This window comes from Bacillus sp. FSL W7-1034, from assembly GCF_038593365.1.
Taxonomy (GTDB): domain Bacteria; phylum Bacillota; class Bacilli; order Bacillales; family Bacillaceae; genus Bacillus; species Bacillus altitudinis.
In genome coordinates, this window is the sequence record NZ_CP151989.1 from 3,401,023 (window position 1) to 3,420,909 (window position 19,887).

Sequence of the window (19,887 nt, forward strand, 5' to 3'; positions counted from 1 at the left end):
GGCAAAAACATGTTCTCTGATGTACTTAGCCAATTATTCGATTCTATCTCTAACATTATTAATACACTTGGATAATTCCATTAACGCACACATACTACATGCTTGCCGAAGGGAGGATACAAACTATGTTTTCTGATGTACTTAGCCAATTATTTGATTCTATTTCTAACATTATTAACACACTTGGGTAATTCCTATGACACGCACATACTACATGCTTTCTGAAAGGAGGATACGCTCTATGTTCTCTGATGTACTTAGTCAATTATTCGATTCTATTTCTAACATTATTAATACGCTTGGTTAATGTTCAAAACCCGCTATCTCTCGAGAATAGCGGGTTTTTTATATAAAGAAGCCCCGCTCATAAAATAGAGCGGGGCTTTCCTTCATTCCACTACATCTTCTCTGGCGCAGATACGCCGATAAGTTTTAATGCATTCGCAAGCGTGATTTGTGTTGCTTTCATCAGCGATAGACGTGCTGTTGTTTTTGTTTCATTTTCAACATCAATGACCTTTTCGGCATTGTAGAAGCTGTGAAGGGCTGATGCTAGATCATAGATATAGTTTGTAACGCGGTGCGGAATACGTTTTTCTGCTGCTTCTGCTACAACTTCTGGGAAGCTGCCGATGATTTTCAGAAGATCGTATTCTTTATCCGACTGAATGTGAGAGAAATCTGCTTTTTCAAGGTTTGGCTCGTAGCCTTTTTCTTCCCCTTGACGAAGCATGCTGCAAATTCTCGCATGTGCATATTGTGCATAGTACACAGGGTTTTCGTTAGACGTAGAAATCGCTAAGTCTAGGTCAAAGTCCATATGTGTCGCCGCACTTCTCATCGCAAAGAAATAACGAGTAGCATCTAAGCCCACTTCTTCAATCAAGTCACGCATTGTGACGGCTTTACCTGTACGTTTACTCATCTTCATCTTTTCACCGTTTTTGTAAAGGTGAACGAGTTGAATGATTTCGACCTCCAGTTTGTCCGCTGGATATCCGAGTGCTTGGATCGCCGCTTTCATTCGAGGAATGTAGCCGTGATGGTCGGCCCCCCAAATGTTGATGAGCTGGTCAAAACCTCTGTCTAATTTGTCTTTATGATATGCGATATCTGGAAGCAAGTACGTAAAGCTGCCATCTTTTTTAATCAGGACACGGTCCTTGTCATCACCAAAATCAGTTGAACGTAACCATGTTGCGCCGTCTTCTTCAAAGACATAGCCTTTAGCGCGAAGTGTTTCTAGCGCTGGTTCGATTTTTCCGTTTTCATATAAAGACGTTTCAGAATACCACACATCAAATGGGACACGGAAATTCTCTAGGTCGACACGTAGTTTTTCTAGTTCATATTTTAAACCGTACTCACGGAAAAATTTCATACGCTCTTCTTCTGATTCATGCACGAAACGGTCACCAAATTCATCCGCAAGTTTCTGCCCGATGCCTTTGATGTCTTCTCCTCTGTACCCGTCCTCTGGCATTTCTTTTTCAAGACCGAGCGCCTCAAAGTAACGTACTTCTACAGATAGAGCAAGGTTATTGATCTGATTGCCTGCATCGTTGATATAGTATTCACGGCTCACGTCGAAGCCTGCTTTATCAAGGATGTTGCAAAGAGAATCTCCTACAGCTGCGCCGCGGGCATGTCCAAGGTGAAGGTCACCTGTTGGGTTGGCTGAGACGAATTCGACTTGTACTTTTTGACCGCCGCCTGTATTCGTTTCGCCATAAGCCTCTTTTGCCTCAAGAACAGCTGGAATAAGCTTTGTTAAATATTGATTGTTCATATAAAAGTTGATGAATCCTGGACCTGCGATGTCCAGTTTTTCAATTGACGCTTTGCCTTTGTCAAATGCATTCACAATGTCCTCGGCGATTTGACGAGGTGCTTTTTTCGCAATGCGGGCAAGCTGCATCGCCATATTGGTGGAATAATCACCGTGAGTTTTGTCTTTTGGCACTTCCAAAAGAACATCCGGCACCTGGCTTTCATCAGCAAGTCCTGCTTTGACGACTGCCGCTATGATTTCTTCTTTTAACGCATCTTTGACCTGTTCTGCGATATTCATGAACGTAAATCCTCCTTATATGAAATCGATAATGTATGTAAATGCTTTTGATCTTCACCTGTCAGCATATCGTACGTAATGTGTAGAAGCCCATTGTCCACATCAAGATCAATACCATGTGTGTGCACATCGAGCTGAAGTGTGCCAAATGGCATCGTGTAATGTGTCACGGTCGTTTCTCCAGTGAGAAAGCGCTGCTTCATTTGAATTGCACCTGATCTCATGACAAAAATTTCTTTTTCACTTATTTTGACAACAGTTTTTACTTGACCCATTTCATGTTCTTCATGGTAAGTGAGATACGTTTTGTCATTCTTCTCTTGATACGTTCCAGTTGTTCGGAATTCGATCGTTTCAGCCGGTTCCGTCTCTGGTTTCATCACTGACTTTACATGAATTGAAATTTGGTTTTGTGTCATTTTGCACTTCCTTTGCTAAGACCCGTTTAACTAAAATAGTATACCATAATCCCGATTGCCTATCATCCCATCATTTCTCATCTTCGTGTGGATGAAACCCCCTTTTTGATCTTCACATGTCTCTTTAGAAAAAAAGAAAAATGAAGCTCACGCCTATCACGAGTCCAGTCTTGAGCCCTGCGCTTTTTCGATTAATGAGATAAAACAGTGCTTGGATACCTGAACTTGCCAAAAATGCCTGAAAGAAATCAAATGGGAGAAGATACCCTTGCTTATAAACAAATAGCATCAACAGCGCTATGCCAGTGAGATAGAAAAAGCCTCGATCCTGAAACAGATGAACCATCTCATCCTTTGCCTCTTTTTTCGAGGTGAACGTGGGCGGACTCGCTGCAAGCTCTCTTTTCAGCGTAAGAAAGCCTGCCGCTAACACACATAAAGTGAGTAATACCATCAATACAGAAGAAAACACGACCTGCCTCCTTTATCATGTCACCAATGTAAAAAAAGAGCTTGTCCATATGAGATGACAAGCTCCTCTATCAATGTTATTTCACAAAACCAAGCAGCATTTCACGTAAAAGTTTGCTTGCTGTATTCGCCGTTTGATCGGAATGATCATATACAGGCGCTACCTCTACAAGGTCTGCACCAACGACATGCACATCAGAACCAGCAATGGCATGAATAGATGCCAGCAGTTCTTTTGACGTAATACCGCCAGCATCTACCGTTCCTGTACCAGGTGCATGAGCTGGGTCAAGTACATCAATGTCAATCGTCACATAAACTGGACGGCCTTTCAGCTTTGGCAATACTTGCTTCAATGGCTCCAGCACTTCAAATTTAGAAATGTGCATGCCTGCTTCTTTTGCCCATTCAAATTCTTCTTTCATCCCTGAACGGATGCCGAAAGAGTATACATTTTCAGGTCCAATAAGTCCTGCAACTTTACGAATCGGTGTCGAATGTGAAAGCGGCTCACCCTCATATTCCTCACGAAGATCGGTATGTGCGTCCATATGGATGATTGCCAAATCAGGGTATTTCTTATACATCGCACGGAAAACCGGCCAAGACACAAGATGCTCGCCGCCCATTCCTAATGGAAACTTCCCTTTTTCTAAAATGCTGTCGACATACTCTTCAATTAAATCTAAGCTTTTCTGTGCATTGCCAAATGGAAGCGGGATGTCGCCAGCATCAAAGAATGGCACCTCGTGCAGTTCACGATCTAAATAAGGACTGTATTCCTCTAATCCAATGGATACTTCACGAATACGGTTCGGGCCAAAACGTGAGCCGGGACGGTAACTGACGGTCCAATCCATCGGCATCCCGTATAAAATGACTTTCGCATCTTCCCATGTCGGATGACTTCCAATAAACACTTTTCCTGAGTAAGCCTCGTCGAATCTCATACAAGATTCCTCCTTTTACGCTTCAAAAAATGCGCAAACGGTCATTTGCGCATTTCCACTTCGCTTGATTTATTTGATTAAGTCGCTCACAAATTTCGGCAGAACGAATGCCGCTTTGTGCAATTCTTTTGTGTAATATTTCGTATCGATATCAAAGAAGCGGCTGTCTTCTACAGCAAGTGGATCATACTTCTTAGAACCGATAGTAAATGTCCAAAGACCGCTTGGATATGTTGGGATATTCGCTGTATATAACTTGGTAATCGGGAAAATTTCTTTTACATCACGCTGTACATTTGTAATTAACTCAGGTGTGAACCAAGGGTTGTCCGTTTGTGCAACGAAAATACCGTCTTCTTTGAGTGCTTTTGAGATTCCTGCATAGAAACCTTTAGAGAACAGGTTTACAGCTGGTCCAACTGGCTCAGTTGAGTCAACCATGATCACGTCATATTCGTTGTCGGCTTCCGCAATGTGCATAAAGCCGTCTCCGACTTTCACCTCTACACGAGGATCGTCTAGTTTCCCAGCAATTGAAGGAAGGAACTTCTTCGAGTATTCAATGACCTTGCCATCAATATCAACAAGTGTCGCTTTTTTCACACTTGGATGCTTCAGGATTTCACGAATAACACCGCCGTCTCCTCCGCCTACGACAAGAACATTTTCCGGGTTTGGATGAGTGAAAAGAGGAACATGTGCCACCATTTCGTGGTATACAAACTCATCTTTCTCTGATGTCATCACCATACCGTCTAAAAACAGCATATTGCCAAACTCTTCTGTTTCCACCATTTCTAAATGCTGAAAATCTGTTTGTTCTGTGTGAAGGGTTTTGTTCACCTTCAATGTAATGCCAAAATTCTTCGTTTGCTTCTCTGTATACCAAAGTTCGCTCATTGTTCATCTTCCTCTCATCCAATAATAAACAAACATCTATTGTTAGCGCCTTTTATCGGCTATGACTATATCGATTGTCCAAGAAAAAAGTATAGTGGATTCATATCAAATTGTAAAGAACCGCATGAGATAACTTCATTTTTAAAGCACACCCTTGCAGTCGCCTGTTTAAAACGGTTTTCTTTGTCCCATACTGATAAAAAACCGTCAAAATGGGGGCTTTGCATGGACACAATCATGAGTAATAAAAAAATCCGCATGACCGTGAAAACGATTCGGGCCTGTTTTTTTATCGGCTTGCTCGCTTTTCTATTTGCTGGCACAGTCTTTTTGACGATTCTTTTACTAGCTAAGTGGCAAGGCGCTCCCTCTGTTCAAGTTCCCCAATCCACGACCATTTATGCAGCCGATGGGTCTAAACTTGGCGAATCGAGCTTTGGAGAAAAGAGATACTGGGTTCCGTTAAAGGACATGTCCCCTCATATACAGCAAGCAGTGGTCGCGATTGAGGATAAAACCTTTTATCAGCATCACGGCTTTGATGTGAAACGAATGGCAGGTGCTGCGGTGGCAGATATTCGTGCAATGGCAAAAGTACAAGGCGCCAGCACGATCACCCAGCAATACGCACGAAATTTATATTTAGATCATGATAAAACATGGAAGCGGAAGTGGAATGAAGCCTTTTACACCATCCGCTTAGAACAAAACTATACAAAAGATGAGATATTGGAAGGATACTTGAACACCATTTATTATGGCCACGGCGCATACGGTGTGGAAGCGGCATCCCGCCTTTACTTTGGGAAAAAAGCGAAGAACTTAACTTTAGCTGAGTCTGCCTTGCTTGCCGGTATTCCAAAGGGTCCTTCTCTCTACTCCCCTTATGTGAATGAGGAGAAAGCCAGCGCAAGAAAGAATATGATTCTGAGGCAAATGCAAGAGGATGGCATGATTACGAAAAAAGCGGCTGCTGATGCCAGCAAGGAAAAGCTGTCATATCGCCCGCTCAAACAAAAGCAGCTGCAAGCAAAGCAGGCCCCGTATTTTTATGATGATGTGATTCGCGAACTGAAACAAACACTGGGCTTAACCGAGGAACAAATTGAAACGTATGGTCTTCATATCGAAACGACATTACAACCTGAATTACAAAAAATCGCTGAAAAGACTTTAACCAACATCATGGATTCTGAATCAGGTATCCAAATTGGCTTTACCGCCATTCATCCCCAGACAGGTCATGTGCTTGCCCTCATAGGCGGGAGAGATTACGAGAAAAGCCCATTCAATCGTGTCACACAAGCGAAAAGACAGCCCGGTTCAACAATGAAACCGCTTCTCTATTACATGGCCTTACAAAATGGGTTTACACCAGCAACCGTGATGCGCAGTGAAGAAACTGTTTTTGAACTGGATGATCAAGGAAGCGGCGCCGCTTATTCACCAAGCAACTATCACGGCTATTATGCCAATGACGGCATTACGATGCTTCAGGCTTTGGCTCTATCTGATAACATTTATGCGGTCAAAACCCATCTATTTTTAGGAATGGAACAGCTTGTACGTGCAGGTAAAACGTTCGGGATTCACGAAAAACTAGATCAAGTGCCTTCACTTGCGCTAGGTACTTCACCTGTCAAACCAATCGAAATGACCAATGCTTACGCGATGCTGGTCAATGGAGGAAAACGCGTCAAGCCAACCTTTATTACGAAAGTAACGGACGCAAAGGGCAACGTACTCTTTGAGGAGAAACAAAAACGAGAGCAAGTACTAGATGAAAAAGCAGCATTTGTCACCACTGACATGATGTCAGGGATGTTCAATCATCAATTAAATGGCTATACCAGTGTCACAGGTCGTACCATTTCAAAAGATCTTACCAGAACGTATGGAGGGAAATCGGGGACGACAGGCGCTGACAGCTGGATGATCGGCTTCTCTCCCCAGCTCGTCACAGGTGTGTGGACCGGCTACGATAAAGGACGCACCATTGACTCGGTCAAAGAAACCGCCTATGCGAAAAAGATATGGGCTTCCTTTATGGAATCAGCCCTCTCGAATCAGCCAGCCTCCTCCTTCATGCCGCCAGACGGTGTAAAAGGCGTATATATCAATCCAAAAACCGGTGATCTCGCAGGCCCAGGATGCGAATCAAAGGTATTTACCTATTTTATAGAAGGAACGGAGCCGACCGGTGTCTGCTATGGTGCTGAGAACAAAGCTTCTGAGCAAAACAAAGCTCAGGATCAACAGCCTAAGAAATGGTGGGAAAAGTGGCTGAAACGTTAAAAATGGACATGAAAAACCCCGAGATCTGCATCTCGGGATTCTCCATGTCCTAGCTTTAACACCAGTTTACTGAAAAAACGCTTGGAATTGGTATCCATTCATCATTCTTCACAAAAATTTCACAATTACTCAGGAACAGCCAATCCTTCTTTTAATTCATCTGTAGATGCTTCCCATAACGCTTCATTGTGACTCTTCAAGAAATCAGCGAGCACCTTTTTCGATACATCATCCATATGACTGACAACGATTTTACGCTTCATGGATTTATCCATTAAATTCACATGCTCAGGAAGCGACTTATATCCTCTGCGGATCGAGCGGTCAACTGTCATTTCACAAGCTGTGACTCCTGCATAATATGGCCCCTCTTCTCTGCGGTCAATCGTCACCCATACGAGCCAATACGGTTTTCCGTTAGGCACCTCTTCTTTGGTTTTTAAAAATTTAATTCCTTTTTCGACGGCACTTCTTGCATGCATCGCACCAATATCAATGACGGCTTCCTTTTCCTCCACATCAATGATCACCGGCGAGATATTATCAAGGCTGAGGGCACCTGCCCCAAAACCTCCATGTCCATCCGTTGCATCTGTTTTTTTAATGATATTAAAACCAATTGGTTTCTTCTTTTTACCTTCCATTCATTAAACCTCCTAAAGCAGCGGCTTCAAAATAAGATTAAACCAGTATATGATTTGATCCCGCATTCCGATCAATGGAACAAAAACAAACTGACCTAGCGGTGTGATGACGAAGATGAGGAAAATGATGATTCCATACTGTTCAAACTGCGTCATCTTCGCACGGATGCCGGGACTGACAACATCCTCAATAATACGATATCCGTCCAGCGGCGGAATCGGTAATAAGTTAAATAGGAACAAAATCACGTTCAAGTTAATAAAGATTTGGAAGAAATAATCAACCCCCGGCTCAAAGCGCATGAGCGACTCCCCGCCAAATTTCTGAAGAAGCGCATACACACAAAAGCCCAAAAATGCCAAAACCAAATTGCTTAAAGGTCCTGCGATCGACACACATATCCCTGCGAGACGTGGGTTTTTGAAATGGTACCGATTCACAGGTACAGGCCTCGCCCAGCCAAACCCAGCCACAAAGATCAAGATCGTCCCGAAAATATCAAGGTGCTTCAATGGATTGAGCGTCAGTCTCCCTTGATTTTTAGCTGTCGGATCTCCAAAACGATACGCAACATATGCATGCGCCAGCTCGTGCATCGTAAAAGCCACAACAAGCGTAATGGCGACATATGGAATCAGTTCTAATGGATAAACAAGAAATTGGTCCAAAGGCATGAATCCCTCTTTCTTTCTATACAATGATTTACTTCATTCAGTATACTATAAGAAGTCCCTTAAACTAAAGGGAAGCGTAGCACTACAGGAAAAAGGAGGTTGCCATCATGCCGATTATCACCGTTCAAATGCTTGAAGGAAGAACAGATGAGCAGAAAAGAGCTCTTGTGGAGAAAGTCACAGATGCCGTTGTTGAAACAACAGGCGCAGGTGCAGAGAAAGTCTCTGTCATTATTGAAGAAATGAAAAAAGAACATTATGCTGTAGCAGGAAAGCGAATGAGCGACCTGTAAGCATATAAAAAGGACAAACACTTTTTCGGTGTTTGTCCTTTTTTTCTTACCTTATCTGTACCAAGCTTTATTACGGTTCACCTGATTTTTATGAGCCGCATCGAAGAAATCGACAGTGTAAGAATAATCATAATTCATTAAGCAGACAATTCCGCTTCCTTGAGGATCATGCGGTAAGCCAAAGTTATGGCCGTATTCATGCGTAGCCGCTTTTGCTGTATTCGCTGTTCCTTGGTCAAGGTTAACGGCGAATGCACTTCCGCTTGGTGCACTATTGTAGACATAAGCGATTCCGCCAGCATCAAAGTTTGGATTTGCTGTAAATCCTGTGACAAAATCGTATCCTCTGCCATCAAAGCTGCGCTGAAGGTTAGACAAAATTTGTGATGCATTTGATCCTGAAGACGTCCAAGACCCTACGGCTTGTACGACAAAGTCCACATCATGATCACGGTTAAATGTCACATCCGCTTGCTCAATGATGCTGACAATGCGTGTCTGCCAATCACTATATTTCGCACGATACTGCGCATCAGCTACTGCATAGACGGTCACTTTCTGACTGCCTGTACTAGCTTTTGTTGAAATCGAATCTCCTGTATTTGCTTTAAAGGTTCTAGACCCTACCTGTTTACCAGACTCATCTAAAATCTTTGTTGTCACATCTCTTTCAATAGGAGGTGCCTTCGTCAAATCTTTAAAATCGTTTGCCTTTGGCAACCCTTCACTAATATGTGTTTCAAACGGCGCATGACCATGATCATGCCCATGACCTGCACTTGCAACTGGTGCAGAAGCTGAACTTACCCCCGGTAACAAACTACCTACCAATAAAAATGACAAAAAGACTGAACGCTTTTTCATTCCTATCCCTCCTTTGTTTTTCACAAGGTTATATATTCACTGAAAATTCACCATTTTCCTTCTATTCAGTCAAAAACAGGGAATTGGATATACAGGAAGAAAGTCGAAACATGTCATTTTCACTAATTTTTCGGATATTTTGACACACATTTTATCAAAAAGCAGAACTTTTGATCCGGGACATTCGCTTAGTAAACATCCATCTTTTTCTAAAGTGCTGTTATAGACCCAGCCACACCATATAAAGAAGCAAAAATTGATATTAGAAAAGATAAATTCAGACTTTACTGATACGAATTATACTTCTTTGCGATTCTCCCTTATGATGAAGAACATAAAACAATGCTATTTCAAAACAGAAGGGACGATCCACATGTCTGAAAAAAAGCACATACAATTTGGATTGATGTTACATGGTCCAGGAGGTCATATGAATGCATGGAAGGATGAATCCGTTCCAGCAGATGCAAGTGTGAACATTGATTATTATCAAGCAATGACAAAAAAGGCTGAAGCAGCGGGTTTCCGTTTTGTCTTTGTCGCAGATGGCTTATATATTCATGAACATTCAATTCCTCATTTCTTGAACCGATTTGAACCATTAACCATCTTATCCGCTCTTGCTGCGGTCACCAAACAGATTGGACTTGTGGGCACTGTATCCACTTCCTACAGTGAGCCCTTTACCATTGCCCGGCAATTTGCATCCCTAGATAAATTAAGTAAGGGGCGGGCCGGATGGAATGTTGTGACTTCTCCACTTGAAGGCTCTGCTGAAAACCACATCATTCGTCCGCATCCTAGCCATTCACTTCGGTATGAAATTGCAGAAGAATACCTAAAAGTAGTGAACGGCCTTTGGAGCTCATGGGAAGAAGATGCTTTTTTAAGGGATCGATCAACAGGGGTTTTCTTCGATCGGGATAAACTGCACACATTAAACCATCATGGCAAACACTTTTCTGTCAAAGGTCCTTTGAATATCGAACGATCTGAACAAGGGCAACCGGTGATTTTCCAGGCAGGTGCGTCAGAGGCAGGAAAGGATCTAGCCGCAAAAGAAGCGGACGCAGTATTTACGAATGCAGACTCACTTGAGAAAGCGAAAGCATATTACCGCGACGTGAAAAATAGAGCCGCAGCGCTGGGCAGAAATCCATCTGACATCAAAATTTTCCCCGGTATCCACCCGATTACAGGGAGAACAGTCGAAGAAGCAGAAGAAAAATATGAAGCCATTCAACATCTGGTCTCTATTGAAGAAGCCCTTCACTACCTGGGCAGGTTCTTTGACCACTTGGACTTCAGTCAATTTCCACTTGATGAGCCATTTCCTGATATCGGTGATGCCGGTTCAAACAGCTTTCAATCCACAACTGAATCGATTAAAAAAATGGCGAAAGAACAAAGCTTGACCTTAAGAGAAGTCGCTCTACGAGTAACCACTCCCAAAAGTGCTTTTTTCGGTACTTATGAACAAGTGGCAGACCAACTGATCCAATGGATCGAAGAAGATGCCGCAGATGGATTTATTTTTGGCGCGCCTATTCTAGCAAGCGGTTTATCTGAATGGACGGAGCATGTCATCCCGATTTTAGTAGAAAGAGGATATTACAGCCCAAATTATCCAGCTCATACCCTTCGTGAAAATTTGGGTCTGCCTATCAAGAAGAATCAGTTTCTTAAACAAACAGTGAAATAAACATGAAAAGAGGGGTTAGCTCAAAGGCTACCCCTCTTTTCATGTTGGTTGATGCAGTCGATTTTCGATGAGATCAATGAATTGAAGTACGGCTCTTCCTGGCGAATCATTTGTTTTCCTCAATAGACCAACTGGCGGGGAAACATGAATGCCCTTTATGTCTAATACCTTGGTGCCTGGAAGAGTAAAGGAATGAGCAGTTCGTGTAAAAAGAGAGACACCTAATCCAGCCTGAACATAATGTTTATGGGACATGCTGCTCGTAATCTCCAACTTATTGTAATTGGTCCCAATGACATCGACGATTTGTTGTTCGATTTGAATACGGATGGGGCAATTGTGTGGCGTGAATAAAATGGTCTCATCCTTTAAATCTGTCACCTCCACTACCCCTTTTTCCGCTAATCGATGGGAAGACGGGACGAGCAGCACGATATCATCTTGAAAAAGAGGCTTATAGCTATTCTCCATCGAAGCTTCTGGTGCTCCGCAAATCGCAAAATCAATCTCATCATGCGAAAGTAAGGAACTCAACGTATTCGCATCCGCTACTTGCACAGAAAATTCTACATTCGGAAACCTTTCCTTGAATTCTGCAATAAGGGCAGGAAATTCTAAGCTGGCAGTGGGCTCAGAAACACCGATGCGAATGAACCCCGCAATGCCCACTTCTAAATCTTGGAGTGTTTTCGTCAATTTCTCATATTCATTGAGTAAAGAATTGGCTCTTTCATAAAAAAGCTGTCCTGATGCTGTTAACTTTAAGGTCTTCCCTCTTTCTAGAAGCTTCTCTCCAATTTCCTCTTCTAAATGTTTGATGTGCAAAGTGATGGTTGGCTGAGAATAATTCAGCGCTTCTGCTGCTTTTAAAAAATTTCCGTATTTCACGATCGTGGCAAAGGTGCGTATCGCTCGAATCTCCATGAAAACCCCTCTTCTCCCTGTATTTTAAATATCTGAATCGTGTATTTATGATTACTAATTATACTTTTCTATTGGTTTGCCTTATTATAATTTATATTATCAACTATTCCAAGTTGTTTAGAAGGAATTATCAGAAATGGAGGAGACGAATTGGCAAAAGTAACGATTATAGCAGGCGGGCATTCTGTCCAATCTCGGTTAACCGGTGTCCTGCAGCAGATCCATCATCGTTTGGCGTTACATGGGATTGATGTTCATGTCATTCAAGTCCACCAACTTCCTAGCGGCGCCTTAATAGGAGCAGATTTTTCAAACGAAGACATTGTCAAAGCCATTGAACTTGTGAATGAGAGCGACGGTGTCATTGTGTTAACACCTGTCTACAAAGCGTCTTTTTCCGGTATTTTAAAAACTTTTTTAGATCTACTTCCCCAGAAAGCATTACAAGATAAACCCGTCCTTCCTTGTGTTTTAGGAGGAACATACGGGCATTTGCTCGTCATTGAATATGCACTTAAACCGATCATTCATCAACTCGGTGCAACCGTCGTTCAATCTGGCGTGTATGTTGTGGATCAACAGGTCACAAAGCAGGATTCAGATAGCTATGTGCTTGATCCAGATGCCACAGACAGATTAAACCTCGCACTATCTCAATATCAAAGTCTAATAGGAGGAACAGCCAATGTCGCTCACCCTTAGTATTCTTGATCAAAGCCTCGTCAGTGAAAACGAGAAAGCAGAGACCGGTATTCAGCATACTGTCAGATTGGCTGAAGCAGCAGATCAGCTTGGTTATCACAGGTTTTGGGTGTCTGAACATCACAATAATTCTCAAGTGGCAGGTTCATCCCCTGAAGCCCTCGCTGGTTATCTTTTAGCAAAAACGAACCATTTGCGAATTGGGTCTGGTGGTGTCATGCTTCAGCATTACAGTCCGTTTAAGGTGGCTGAAACATTTCATGTACTGGCATCTCTAGCGCCTGGCAGAGTCGATTTAGGCGTTGGGAAAGCACCGGGAGGGTTGAACCTCTCGACACAAGCGCTTCAGGAAGATTATCAAGCGTCACGGAAAGACTTTTCTCAAAAATTAGTGGATCTCAAAACGTATCTAACTGAAGAAGCAAATGAATTAAATGCTCAGCCAATTCCTAGCGTATCACCCGACATGTTCCTTCTAGGCGGCAGTATTGAGAGCGCGGAATTTGCAGCAAAACTTGGGATATCCTTTGTGTTTGCCTATTTTATTAACGGGGATGACGCATTATTAAAAGAAGCAAGAGAGACTTTTCAAAAATTCAAGACACAGAACACGCACCAGCAATTTCTTCTCGCCATCACCGTATCTGTAGCGGAAGACCACAAACAAGCCCTCTCGTACATCAAGCAAAAGGAAACAGTAAAGGTCTCCTTTTCCGATGGAAGAAAGCTTAATGTGACGTCACTAGAAGATGCAGAAAAGCTGGTGAAAGGAACAAAAAAAGAACACTACAACATTCACGTTCAAAAAACCGGTTATACCGCTGGCACAAAAGAAACCGTTCATCGCCGGCTGACTGAACTAGCCGAGACATATGATATCAACGAGTTCATTGTGCTATCTCCGATTGTAGACATTGAGGCAAGAATAGCGTCTATCACATTATTAAAAGAAGCATTTGATCATGAACTAACAGCCAAAAACCAAATAAACCAAGAGGTGAGCGTCTAATGTCAAATAATCAAAAAGTCATTTTATGGAGCAAAAATGGATGCAGCTATTGTCAGGACATTCAGTCCTATTTCAACGAGCAGCACATTACTTATTCAACCATTGATGTAACAGAGCATGATCATTACAGAAATATTTTAGAAGAAAAATATGGCGTCCGTTATGTGCCAGTAGTAGAAATCAGCCGTGATCCCCACGTGTATCAAGCATTGCTGAATCCAGATATCGATACTTTACGAAAAGCGTTGAGCTGACATTACACACTACCCTTTTGATTGGAGGTTTGTCATGAGTCGAGATATTTTTCGCATCGCTACCGAAGAAGATGCACCGGCTTTTCTAGAATTGCTGTCCAGTGCATTTAAACCGCTTGGAGAAATGGGCATTGATTGGCCATCCACGAACGCCACACTTGAAATGGTCACAGAAAACATCAAACAATCCGTTGCTGTTGTGTTAGAACGAGACGGGCGGCTCATATCAACCATCACCATACGTTTTCCCTGGGAGAGTACTCAACCGGTCTCAGGCTATCCATTTGTTTGGTGGTTTGCCACAGCTCCTGATTTAGCCGGTCAAGGGATCGGAAATAAGCTGCTCGATTATGTAGAAAACACCTTGCTCCGGCAGACATTTAAAGCACCAGCATACACACTGGGCACTTCTGGCCGAAAGCACCCCTGGCTTCTAGAGATGTACGAACGAAAAGGCTATACAGCATATATTGAACGTGAAGCCGATAATGGCGACTTAGGTGTATTAATGTATAAAGTCCTCATCCCTGAACGGTTTGATGCCGCCATATTAGGCGCACCGCCCACAGAAGAAAAAGTCCAAACGACTTCAACATAGGAGGTGATTCAACATGGGGGAGTTTTTCAAATGGGAGTATGTCGTCACACTCTTCCCTAAAGTATTGTCAGCCCTTCCAACAACCTTACTGATCGTTTTATTTGCCACTTTGATTGGCAGTTTTCTTGGATTCATTCTTGCTTATTTCCGAATTGAGCGTATTCCCATCCTGCATCAGCTCAGTGCAATTTATGTCTCATTTATTCGTGGAACACCTATCCTTGTGCAAATGTTTATTGTGTTTTATGGCCTGCCTGGTGTGCTTGCAACAATTGGGCTTGATATCTCCATGTGGAACAAATTGATCTTTCTGTATATTACATATGGACTCAATACAGCTGGGTATTTTTCAGAAATATTCCGATCTGCCCTATCGAGTGTCCCAGCATCTCAATATGAAGCGGCCGCCTCGATTGGACTGACGAAATGGCAGATTTATAGAAGAACGCTTATTCCTCAAGCAGGGAGAATCGCCCTTCCTAATATCGGCGTGGCCATTGTCAACTTATTACAAAATACCTCCCTCGCCTTTACATTAGGTGTGATGGACATGATCGGAAAGGTTCAAACATTAGGGGCTTTATACTATCGCGTATTAGAAGGATACTTTATTGCTGCCGTTATATTTATCATTTTAAGTATGGTGTTAGAAAAATCATTTGACCTATTGGAAAAACGGATCAATACACCGAAAACAAAAAAACAGCGACAGACGACATTGCTTCCCTTAAAAAGAGCCGAAGCGGCCTTCACTGTAGAAAAACGTGCAAAATAAACTGGGGAGGAATTTACATGAAAAATAACAGAATATTCAAAAATCATTACATCATCGGTCTGCTTCTACTTGGTTCATTGCTGCTTGCCGCCTGCGGAAATAATGAGCAATCGGATGAAGTCAAAGCAGAAGCAAACAATAATGACCCAGATGCAAAAGAAATCGTCATTGGGACAGGGAACGCCTATCAGCCTTTCGTTTACTTAGATGAAAACGGCAAATTAACAGGCTACGAGAAGGCTGTATTAGATGAAGTGGATCAGCTGCTTCCACAATATAAGTTTAAATATGAATCCTTTGAGTTTAAAAATATTCTGCCTGCTTTAGATGCCGGTAAAGTTGATCTCGCTGCCCACCAATATGAAATCAATGACGAGCGTCAGAAGAAATATCTATTTGGAAAAGTTGGCTACACAGATTATACAAGCTATGTGGTGGTGAATAAAGCATCCGGTCATGACTTTCAAAGCCTGGACGATTTAGCTGGACACAAAGTGCACACCTCTACAGGAAGTAATTTCGCTTATCTTCTAGAGCAATATAACGCAAAGCATGATCGGAAAATTGACATTGTCTACGGGGATGGCGGGAACGAAATTTTAGTCAAAAACCTGCAGAATGGCACGGTCGATGCTGCCTTACTCACAAAGTATGACGTCAATAAGCTAAACAAACAGTTCAATGCCAATCTTGTGACATCCGGAAAGCCTGTAAACGTATCTAAAACGTATTATCTATATCAAAAAAACAATACAAAACTTCAAAAAGACATTGATCAAGCCCTGCAAAAACTGATCGATAACGGGAAGCTCGCTGAATTGTCTAAAAAAATATTGGGCGGAGACTTTACTACATCATAAGAAAGGAGCGATCTGAGTGGATTTTGACGTTGCTTTTATGTTTCAGGCCTTTCTAGCCGCACTTCATTATTTGCCAACGACGCTGCTATTAGGTTTTCTCCCGCTATTATTCGGCTCCGTGTTTGGCTTTGGCATTGCCCTTATTCGTTTTTATCAAGTGCCTATATTGTCTCCATTGTTCAAATGGTTTGTGGCGATTTTTAAAGCCATTCCTGTTGTATTAATCTTGCTCGTATCTTATCTTATTTTTTCCGATTCGCTCGATCAATTGGCTGCATCTCTTTCGCTGCCAATCCGTTTTAGCGATTTAGATAGACGATGGATTGCCATTTTCGCCCTTTCTTTATATGCCGTCAGCGGGTTATCAGAGATATTTCGAAGCTCTCTTGCGTCCATCCCAAAGGGTCAATTTGATGCCGCTCTATCCGTTGGTTTCACAGGCAGACAGGTGTTGCGAAGAGTGATCATTCCACAAGTCTTTCCCATCTCTCTTCCTTTACTGAACAACATGCTCATCAGTTTAATCAAAGCCTCTTCTCTCGTCTCTATGGTATCTGTGGTCGATATTTTAAACGGCGCTTTAATCAAAGCCAATGTGAACTATCGTTATCTTGAAGCCTACATTGCTGTTGCCCTTATTTACTGGGCGCTGTGTGCCTCTATTGAAGCCATTACAGCCGGATATGAGAAATATGGACACAAAAACAAAAGGAGGCGATTGGCATGATTCACATCAAACAAGTGCATAAAGCATTCGGTCAAAACCAGATTCTAAAGGGAATTGATTTAACGGTAGAAAAAGGCGAAGTCGTTGTCATTTTAGGTCCGAGCGGCTCTGGGAAATCAACATTTCTCAGATGCTTAAATTTTCTTGAGCGTGCGGATCAAGGCGAGATCAGCATTGATCACACCAGTGTCACATTCAATCAAGCAAAACCGAAAGACATTCTGGCAATTCGCCGAAAAACAGCCATGGTCTTTCAGCAATACGACCTGTTTATTCATAAGACAGCACTTGAGAATGTCATGGAAGGCTTAGTCATTGCCCGTAAACAACCGAAAGACCATGCCTATGACACAGCACTCCAATTGCTCAAAAAAGTAGGGTTACTAGAGAAAAAAGATGCCTATCCGCATCAATTATCTGGCGGACAGCAGCAGCGAGTAGGCATTGCAAGAGCACTTGCATTGAATCCGGAAGTCATTTTGTTTGATGAGCCGACCTCCGCTTTAGATCCCGAGCTTGTAGGTGAAACACTTGACGTCATTAAACAAGTGGCACAAACCGGGGTCACCATGATCATCGTCACCCACGAGATGAGCTTTGCCTATGATATTGCCGACAGGGTCATTTTCATGGAGGATGGGGTCATTGTTGAATCAGGCACCCCAGTAGAAGTCTTTGAACAGACGAAGGAAGAACGGACAAAACAATTTTTAGCGAGATTTTCTTATCATCATTCCTAAAAAACAAGTCGATCCATGAGGTCGACTTGTTTCTGTTTCTATATGCGTGCAAAATAAAAACCAGTCTGTTCTAGCCATTGGCTATTACATACTGGTTCTTATCGTTAGTTCAATTCCTTCAACTGATCAATATACGCAAGGGCTGCCTCAAATTCTTCGTCCGTATAGCGCTGCTTGCTTTTAATGGTGAAGACCTTTTCCTTTACCTCATCTTTTGGCAGATCATCAAAGTATAAAATCGTTGAGACAAGCTCTAGAAAACGAGACGATTGCTCATTCATCTGCTGCGTCAGCACTTTGAGGTCAGGCATGTCCACTTCACACTGATCGAGAAACTCTTTCCCATTGTCCGTCAGCGAATAGCGATATTGAAAGTATCCGCCCTTTTTTTCCTTCATTTCGTCCAAGAATCCAAGGTTGCACAGCTCTTCAATTCTGAGCGTCAACTCCTCTGAATAGGGGCCATAAAAATGAAAATCGTATTTCTCGTAAAAAGGCAAATCTAGCTTTTTTGCTATGTAAATCATTTTTTGCAGCTTCTTCCGTCCAACGATTTCCCCAGATTCAGAGAACACCTTCATCAACTTTGCATGCTCTTTCAACAAATTCCCGACATCTCCTTTTTCAGTACTTCCTTATCCCAATCCAAGCAGCTTCATGATCGCCTTCTTTTCTTCAGCTTTTTCCGACATATCTACAATTAAGTCCATCGGGAAATAAAGTTTATGATCGGTTCTTCGTTTACCGGAAATGGCGTCAACAATATCTGACTGTCTCGACAGTTCTTTAATATGACCACTTTGCGTCAAGAGATGGATCGGCAGCCGTTCTTCTTCTTCGCCCGGTCTATAGAAGTCATAAGGCAAATCAGAGGAAGAGTCGACCACTAAATAATAGTCAGGATCAATTCCTGCTTCTTTGAACAAAGCCGTCAGCTTGAAATATTTCGTCATTTCTTCGTTTGGATTAAACTCTGTATATTGGAATAAACGGCGGTTCATAAAACGGCGGCACAAATCAGCCAACACGTGATCTTCTTCATCTTCCCACGCCTGAAAATAAAATAAGACAATGGATTCATCCAGCTTAATATAGTCCTCTGTGGTGACATTTCCTTCAAAAATTGAATAAAAATGCACAGGAGCATGTGTGAAAATATATCCCGTTTCATGCAGCTCTTTTGCACGATGGAGAATTTTTGTTAAAATGACTTCCGCACTGCGTGTCACTGGATGGAAATAGACTTGCCAGTACATTTGATAGCGGCTCATAATATAATCCTCTACGGCATGCATCCCGCTCTGTTTCATCACAATCTGATCTTCTCTTGGACGCATCACGCGTAAAATACGTTCCATATCAAAGTGACCATAGCTGACGCCTGTATAGTAAGCATCACGCTGCAAGTAATCCATTCGGTCGGCATCAATTTGACTTGAAATCAAACTGACCACCTGTTTGTTTTGATACGTTTTGGCAATGACTTCTGCTACATGCTTTGGAAAATCGTCACTGACCCGGCGCAGCACTTCATTTACTTCCGTCTGCCCTAAAATGATATCTCTTGTAAACGATTCATGATCTAAATGAAAGACCTTTTCAAAGGAATGAGAAAACGGACCATGTCCAAGGTCATGAAGCAGGGCGGCACTCAGTACAAGCTCACGCTCCCCTTCATCCCATTCGGGTCTTCCTTTAAACACATCATCCACAATTCGTCTGACAATCTCGTATACACCGAGTGAATGATTAAATCGGCTGTGTTCTGCCCCATGAAACGTTAAATAAGTGGTGCCTAGCTGTTTAATTCGTCTAAGGCGCTGGAACTCTCTCGTTCCGATTAAATCCCATATCAATGCATCCCGTACGTGAACATAGCGGTGCACAGGATCTTTAAATACCTTTTCTTCGGATAATTTTCCTTTTGGATACGCCATCGTTTCGTCCCTCTTTTTTTAAGACGTGTTTCTATTATATCGGGTAACTTTTCCCGAAAACATCCTTGAATTTGCTG

22 protein-coding genes are annotated in these 19,887 nt (G+C 42.4%); 11 read left to right on the forward strand and 11 right to left on the reverse strand.

Translation table 11 applies throughout. The features are described from left to right. Positions 1 to 397 precede the first annotated feature (397 nt). From argS to speE, 5 genes are all read right to left on the reverse strand, one after another. Positions 398 to 2,071, reverse strand: coding sequence for an arginine--tRNA ligase (argS, locus tag NST73_RS17530; RefSeq protein WP_008343507.1), 1,674 nt, complete (start codon positions 2,069 to 2,071; stop codon positions 398 to 400). Then, positions 2,068 to 2,490 (reverse strand): DUF1934 family protein, encoded by a 423-nt coding sequence (locus tag NST73_RS17535; RefSeq protein ID WP_008343509.1) that lies wholly within the window; start codon positions 2,488 to 2,490, stop codon positions 2,068 to 2,070. The genes argS and NST73_RS17535 overlap by 4 nt, the downstream gene beginning before the upstream one ends. A 124-nt stretch (positions 2,491 to 2,614) precedes the next feature. Next, positions 2,615 to 2,962 carry a hypothetical protein gene (locus NST73_RS17540; RefSeq protein ID WP_342499245.1) on the reverse strand — a complete coding sequence of 116 codons (348 nt, stop codon included), beginning with the start codon at positions 2,960 to 2,962 and terminating at the stop codon, positions 2,615 to 2,617. 76 nt (positions 2,963 to 3,038) lie between these two features. Further along, complete coding sequence (gene speB, locus NST73_RS17545) at positions 3,039 to 3,911, reverse strand: agmatinase (RefSeq protein ID WP_017360073.1); 873 nt, start codon at positions 3,909 to 3,911, stop codon at positions 3,039 to 3,041. A gap of 69 nt (positions 3,912 to 3,980) precedes the next feature. After that, complete coding sequence (gene speE, locus NST73_RS17550; protein WP_017360074.1) at positions 3,981 to 4,811, reverse strand: spermidine synthase; 831 nt, start codon at positions 4,809 to 4,811, stop codon at positions 3,981 to 3,983. Positions 4,812 to 5,036: 225 nt separating this feature from the next. Here speE and NST73_RS17555 point away from each other — a divergent pair, with 225 nt between their 5' ends. Next, positions 5,037 to 7,106, forward strand: a complete 2,070-nt coding sequence (locus NST73_RS17555; protein WP_335352221.1) for a transglycosylase domain-containing protein — start codon at positions 5,037 to 5,039, stop codon at positions 7,104 to 7,106. Positions 7,107 to 7,231: 125 nt separating this feature from the next. On the opposite strand, the gene NST73_RS17560 is transcribed toward NST73_RS17555, so the two are convergent. Together NST73_RS17560 and NST73_RS17565 are read right to left on the reverse strand one after the other, a co-directional pair. Beyond that, entirely contained in the window at positions 7,232 to 7,750 is a 519-nt protein-coding gene (locus tag NST73_RS17560) for a YwhD family protein (protein ID WP_012011599.1), read from the reverse strand. Positions 7,751 to 7,762: 12 nt separating this feature from the next. Further along, on the reverse strand, positions 7,763 to 8,425 hold the full coding sequence (locus NST73_RS17565) for a site-2 protease family protein (RefSeq protein ID WP_034738184.1): 663 nt from the start codon (positions 8,423 to 8,425) through the stop codon (positions 7,763 to 7,765). A gap of 107 nt (positions 8,426 to 8,532) precedes the next feature. Here NST73_RS17565 and NST73_RS17570 point away from each other — a divergent pair, with 107 nt between their 5' ends. Then, positions 8,533 to 8,718: a 2-hydroxymuconate tautomerase gene (locus NST73_RS17570; protein ID WP_008343530.1), complete on the forward strand. Its 186-nt coding sequence runs from the start codon at positions 8,533 to 8,535 to the stop codon at positions 8,716 to 8,718. Between the two features lie 51 nt (positions 8,719 to 8,769). Here NST73_RS17570 and NST73_RS17575 read toward each other — a convergent pair whose 3' ends face one another. Then, entirely contained in the window at positions 8,770 to 9,582 is an 813-nt protein-coding gene (locus NST73_RS17575; RefSeq protein WP_024719439.1) for a zinc-dependent metalloprotease, read from the reverse strand. Positions 9,583 to 9,955: 373 nt separating this feature from the next. Between NST73_RS17575 and NST73_RS17580 the strand changes: the two genes are divergently transcribed. Then, on the forward strand, positions 9,956 to 11,284 hold the full coding sequence (locus NST73_RS17580; RefSeq protein WP_335352222.1) for an LLM class flavin-dependent oxidoreductase: 1,329 nt from the start codon (positions 9,956 to 9,958) through the stop codon (positions 11,282 to 11,284). 39 nt (positions 11,285 to 11,323) lie between these two features. On the opposite strand, the gene NST73_RS17585 is transcribed toward NST73_RS17580, so the two are convergent. Then, complete coding sequence (locus NST73_RS17585; protein WP_256688789.1) at positions 11,324 to 12,208, reverse strand: LysR family transcriptional regulator; 885 nt, start codon at positions 12,206 to 12,208, stop codon at positions 11,324 to 11,326. Between the two features lie 150 nt (positions 12,209 to 12,358). Here NST73_RS17585 and ssuE point away from each other — a divergent pair, with 150 nt between their 5' ends. From ssuE to NST73_RS17625, 8 genes are read left to right on the forward strand one after another with little or no spacing between them, the layout of a single operon-like run. Then, the gene (gene ssuE / locus NST73_RS17590) at positions 12,359 to 12,910 is read left to right on the forward strand and encodes an NADPH-dependent FMN reductase (protein WP_335352223.1); all 552 of its coding nucleotides are present in this window, start codon (positions 12,359 to 12,361) and stop codon (positions 12,908 to 12,910) included. Further along, positions 12,894 to 13,919: an LLM class flavin-dependent oxidoreductase gene (locus NST73_RS17595; RefSeq protein ID WP_326241804.1), complete on the forward strand. Its 1,026-nt coding sequence runs from the start codon at positions 12,894 to 12,896 to the stop codon at positions 13,917 to 13,919. Before ssuE ends, NST73_RS17595 begins: the two co-directional genes overlap by 17 nt. Then, entirely contained in the window at positions 13,919 to 14,173 is a 255-nt protein-coding gene (locus NST73_RS17600; protein WP_335352224.1) for a glutaredoxin family protein, read from the forward strand. Before NST73_RS17595 ends, NST73_RS17600 begins: the two co-directional genes overlap by 1 nt. A 34-nt stretch (positions 14,174 to 14,207) precedes the next feature. Further along, positions 14,208 to 14,771: a GNAT family N-acetyltransferase gene (locus NST73_RS17605; RefSeq protein WP_144679084.1), complete on the forward strand. Its 564-nt coding sequence runs from the start codon at positions 14,208 to 14,210 to the stop codon at positions 14,769 to 14,771. A gap of 13 nt (positions 14,772 to 14,784) precedes the next feature. Continuing rightward, positions 14,785 to 15,546, forward strand: coding sequence for an amino acid ABC transporter permease (locus NST73_RS17610; RefSeq protein WP_256688791.1), 762 nt, complete (start codon positions 14,785 to 14,787; stop codon positions 15,544 to 15,546). A gap of 17 nt (positions 15,547 to 15,563) precedes the next feature. Then, positions 15,564 to 16,406 (forward strand): transporter substrate-binding domain-containing protein, encoded by an 843-nt coding sequence (locus NST73_RS17615; RefSeq protein WP_056408372.1) that lies wholly within the window; start codon positions 15,564 to 15,566, stop codon positions 16,404 to 16,406. A gap of 16 nt (positions 16,407 to 16,422) precedes the next feature. Continuing rightward, positions 16,423 to 17,133 (forward strand): ABC transporter permease subunit, encoded by a 711-nt coding sequence (locus NST73_RS17620; RefSeq protein WP_024719446.1) that lies wholly within the window; start codon positions 16,423 to 16,425, stop codon positions 17,131 to 17,133. After that, entirely contained in the window at positions 17,130 to 17,873 is a 744-nt protein-coding gene (locus tag NST73_RS17625) for an amino acid ABC transporter ATP-binding protein (RefSeq protein ID WP_144679082.1), read from the forward strand. The genes NST73_RS17620 and NST73_RS17625 overlap by 4 nt, the downstream gene beginning before the upstream one ends. Before the next feature lie 104 nt (positions 17,874 to 17,977). Here NST73_RS17625 and NST73_RS17630 read toward each other — a convergent pair whose 3' ends face one another. Both NST73_RS17630 and NST73_RS17635 read right to left on the reverse strand, forming a co-directional pair. After that, positions 17,978 to 18,478 (reverse strand): YwgA family protein, encoded by a 501-nt coding sequence (locus NST73_RS17630; RefSeq protein WP_024719448.1) that lies wholly within the window; start codon positions 18,476 to 18,478, stop codon positions 17,978 to 17,980. Positions 18,479 to 18,508: 30 nt separating this feature from the next. After that, complete coding sequence (locus NST73_RS17635) at positions 18,509 to 19,810, reverse strand: HD domain-containing protein (RefSeq protein WP_007497716.1); 1,302 nt, start codon at positions 19,808 to 19,810, stop codon at positions 18,509 to 18,511. Positions 19,811 to 19,887 lie beyond the last annotated feature (77 nt).

Coding starts and splice junctions, on each gene's coding strand:
- argS (WP_008343507.1), bottom strand. CDS start 2,071: ATGAATATCGCAGAACAGGTCAAAGATGCGTTAAAAGAAGAAATCATA.
- NST73_RS17535 (WP_008343509.1), bottom strand. CDS start 2,490: ATGACACAAAACCAAATTTCAATTCATGTAAAGTCAGTGATGAAACCA.
- speB (WP_017360073.1), bottom strand. CDS start 3,911: ATGAGATTCGACGAGGCTTACTCAGGAAAAGTGTTTATTGGAAGTCAT.
- speE (WP_017360074.1), bottom strand. CDS start 4,811: ATGAGCGAACTTTGGTATACAGAGAAGCAAACGAAGAATTTTGGCATT.
- NST73_RS17555 (WP_335352221.1), top strand. CDS start 5,037: ATGGACACAATCATGAGTAATAAAAAAATCCGCATGACCGTGAAAACG.
- NST73_RS17560 (WP_012011599.1), bottom strand. CDS start 7,750: ATGGAAGGTAAAAAGAAGAAACCAATTGGTTTTAATATCATTAAAAAA.
- NST73_RS17565 (WP_034738184.1), bottom strand. CDS start 8,425: ATGCCTTTGGACCAATTTCTTGTTTATCCATTAGAACTGATTCCATAT.
- NST73_RS17570 (WP_008343530.1), top strand. CDS start 8,533: ATGCCGATTATCACCGTTCAAATGCTTGAAGGAAGAACAGATGAGCAG.
- NST73_RS17575 (WP_024719439.1), bottom strand. CDS start 9,582: ATGAAAAAGCGTTCAGTCTTTTTGTCATTTTTATTGGTAGGTAGTTTG.
- NST73_RS17580 (WP_335352222.1), top strand. CDS start 9,956: ATGTCTGAAAAAAAGCACATACAATTTGGATTGATGTTACATGGTCCA.
- NST73_RS17585 (WP_256688789.1), bottom strand. CDS start 12,208: ATGGAGATTCGAGCGATACGCACCTTTGCCACGATCGTGAAATACGGA.
- NST73_RS17595 (WP_326241804.1), top strand. CDS start 12,894: ATGTCGCTCACCCTTAGTATTCTTGATCAAAGCCTCGTCAGTGAAAAC.
- NST73_RS17600 (WP_335352224.1), top strand. CDS start 13,919: ATGTCAAATAATCAAAAAGTCATTTTATGGAGCAAAAATGGATGCAGC.
- NST73_RS17605 (WP_144679084.1), top strand. CDS start 14,208: ATGAGTCGAGATATTTTTCGCATCGCTACCGAAGAAGATGCACCGGCT.
- NST73_RS17610 (WP_256688791.1), top strand. CDS start 14,785: ATGGGGGAGTTTTTCAAATGGGAGTATGTCGTCACACTCTTCCCTAAA.
- NST73_RS17615 (WP_056408372.1), top strand. CDS start 15,564: ATGAAAAATAACAGAATATTCAAAAATCATTACATCATCGGTCTGCTT.
- NST73_RS17625 (WP_144679082.1), top strand. CDS start 17,130: ATGATTCACATCAAACAAGTGCATAAAGCATTCGGTCAAAACCAGATT.
- NST73_RS17635 (WP_007497716.1), bottom strand. CDS start 19,810: ATGGCGTATCCAAAAGGAAAATTATCCGAAGAAAAGGTATTTAAAGAT.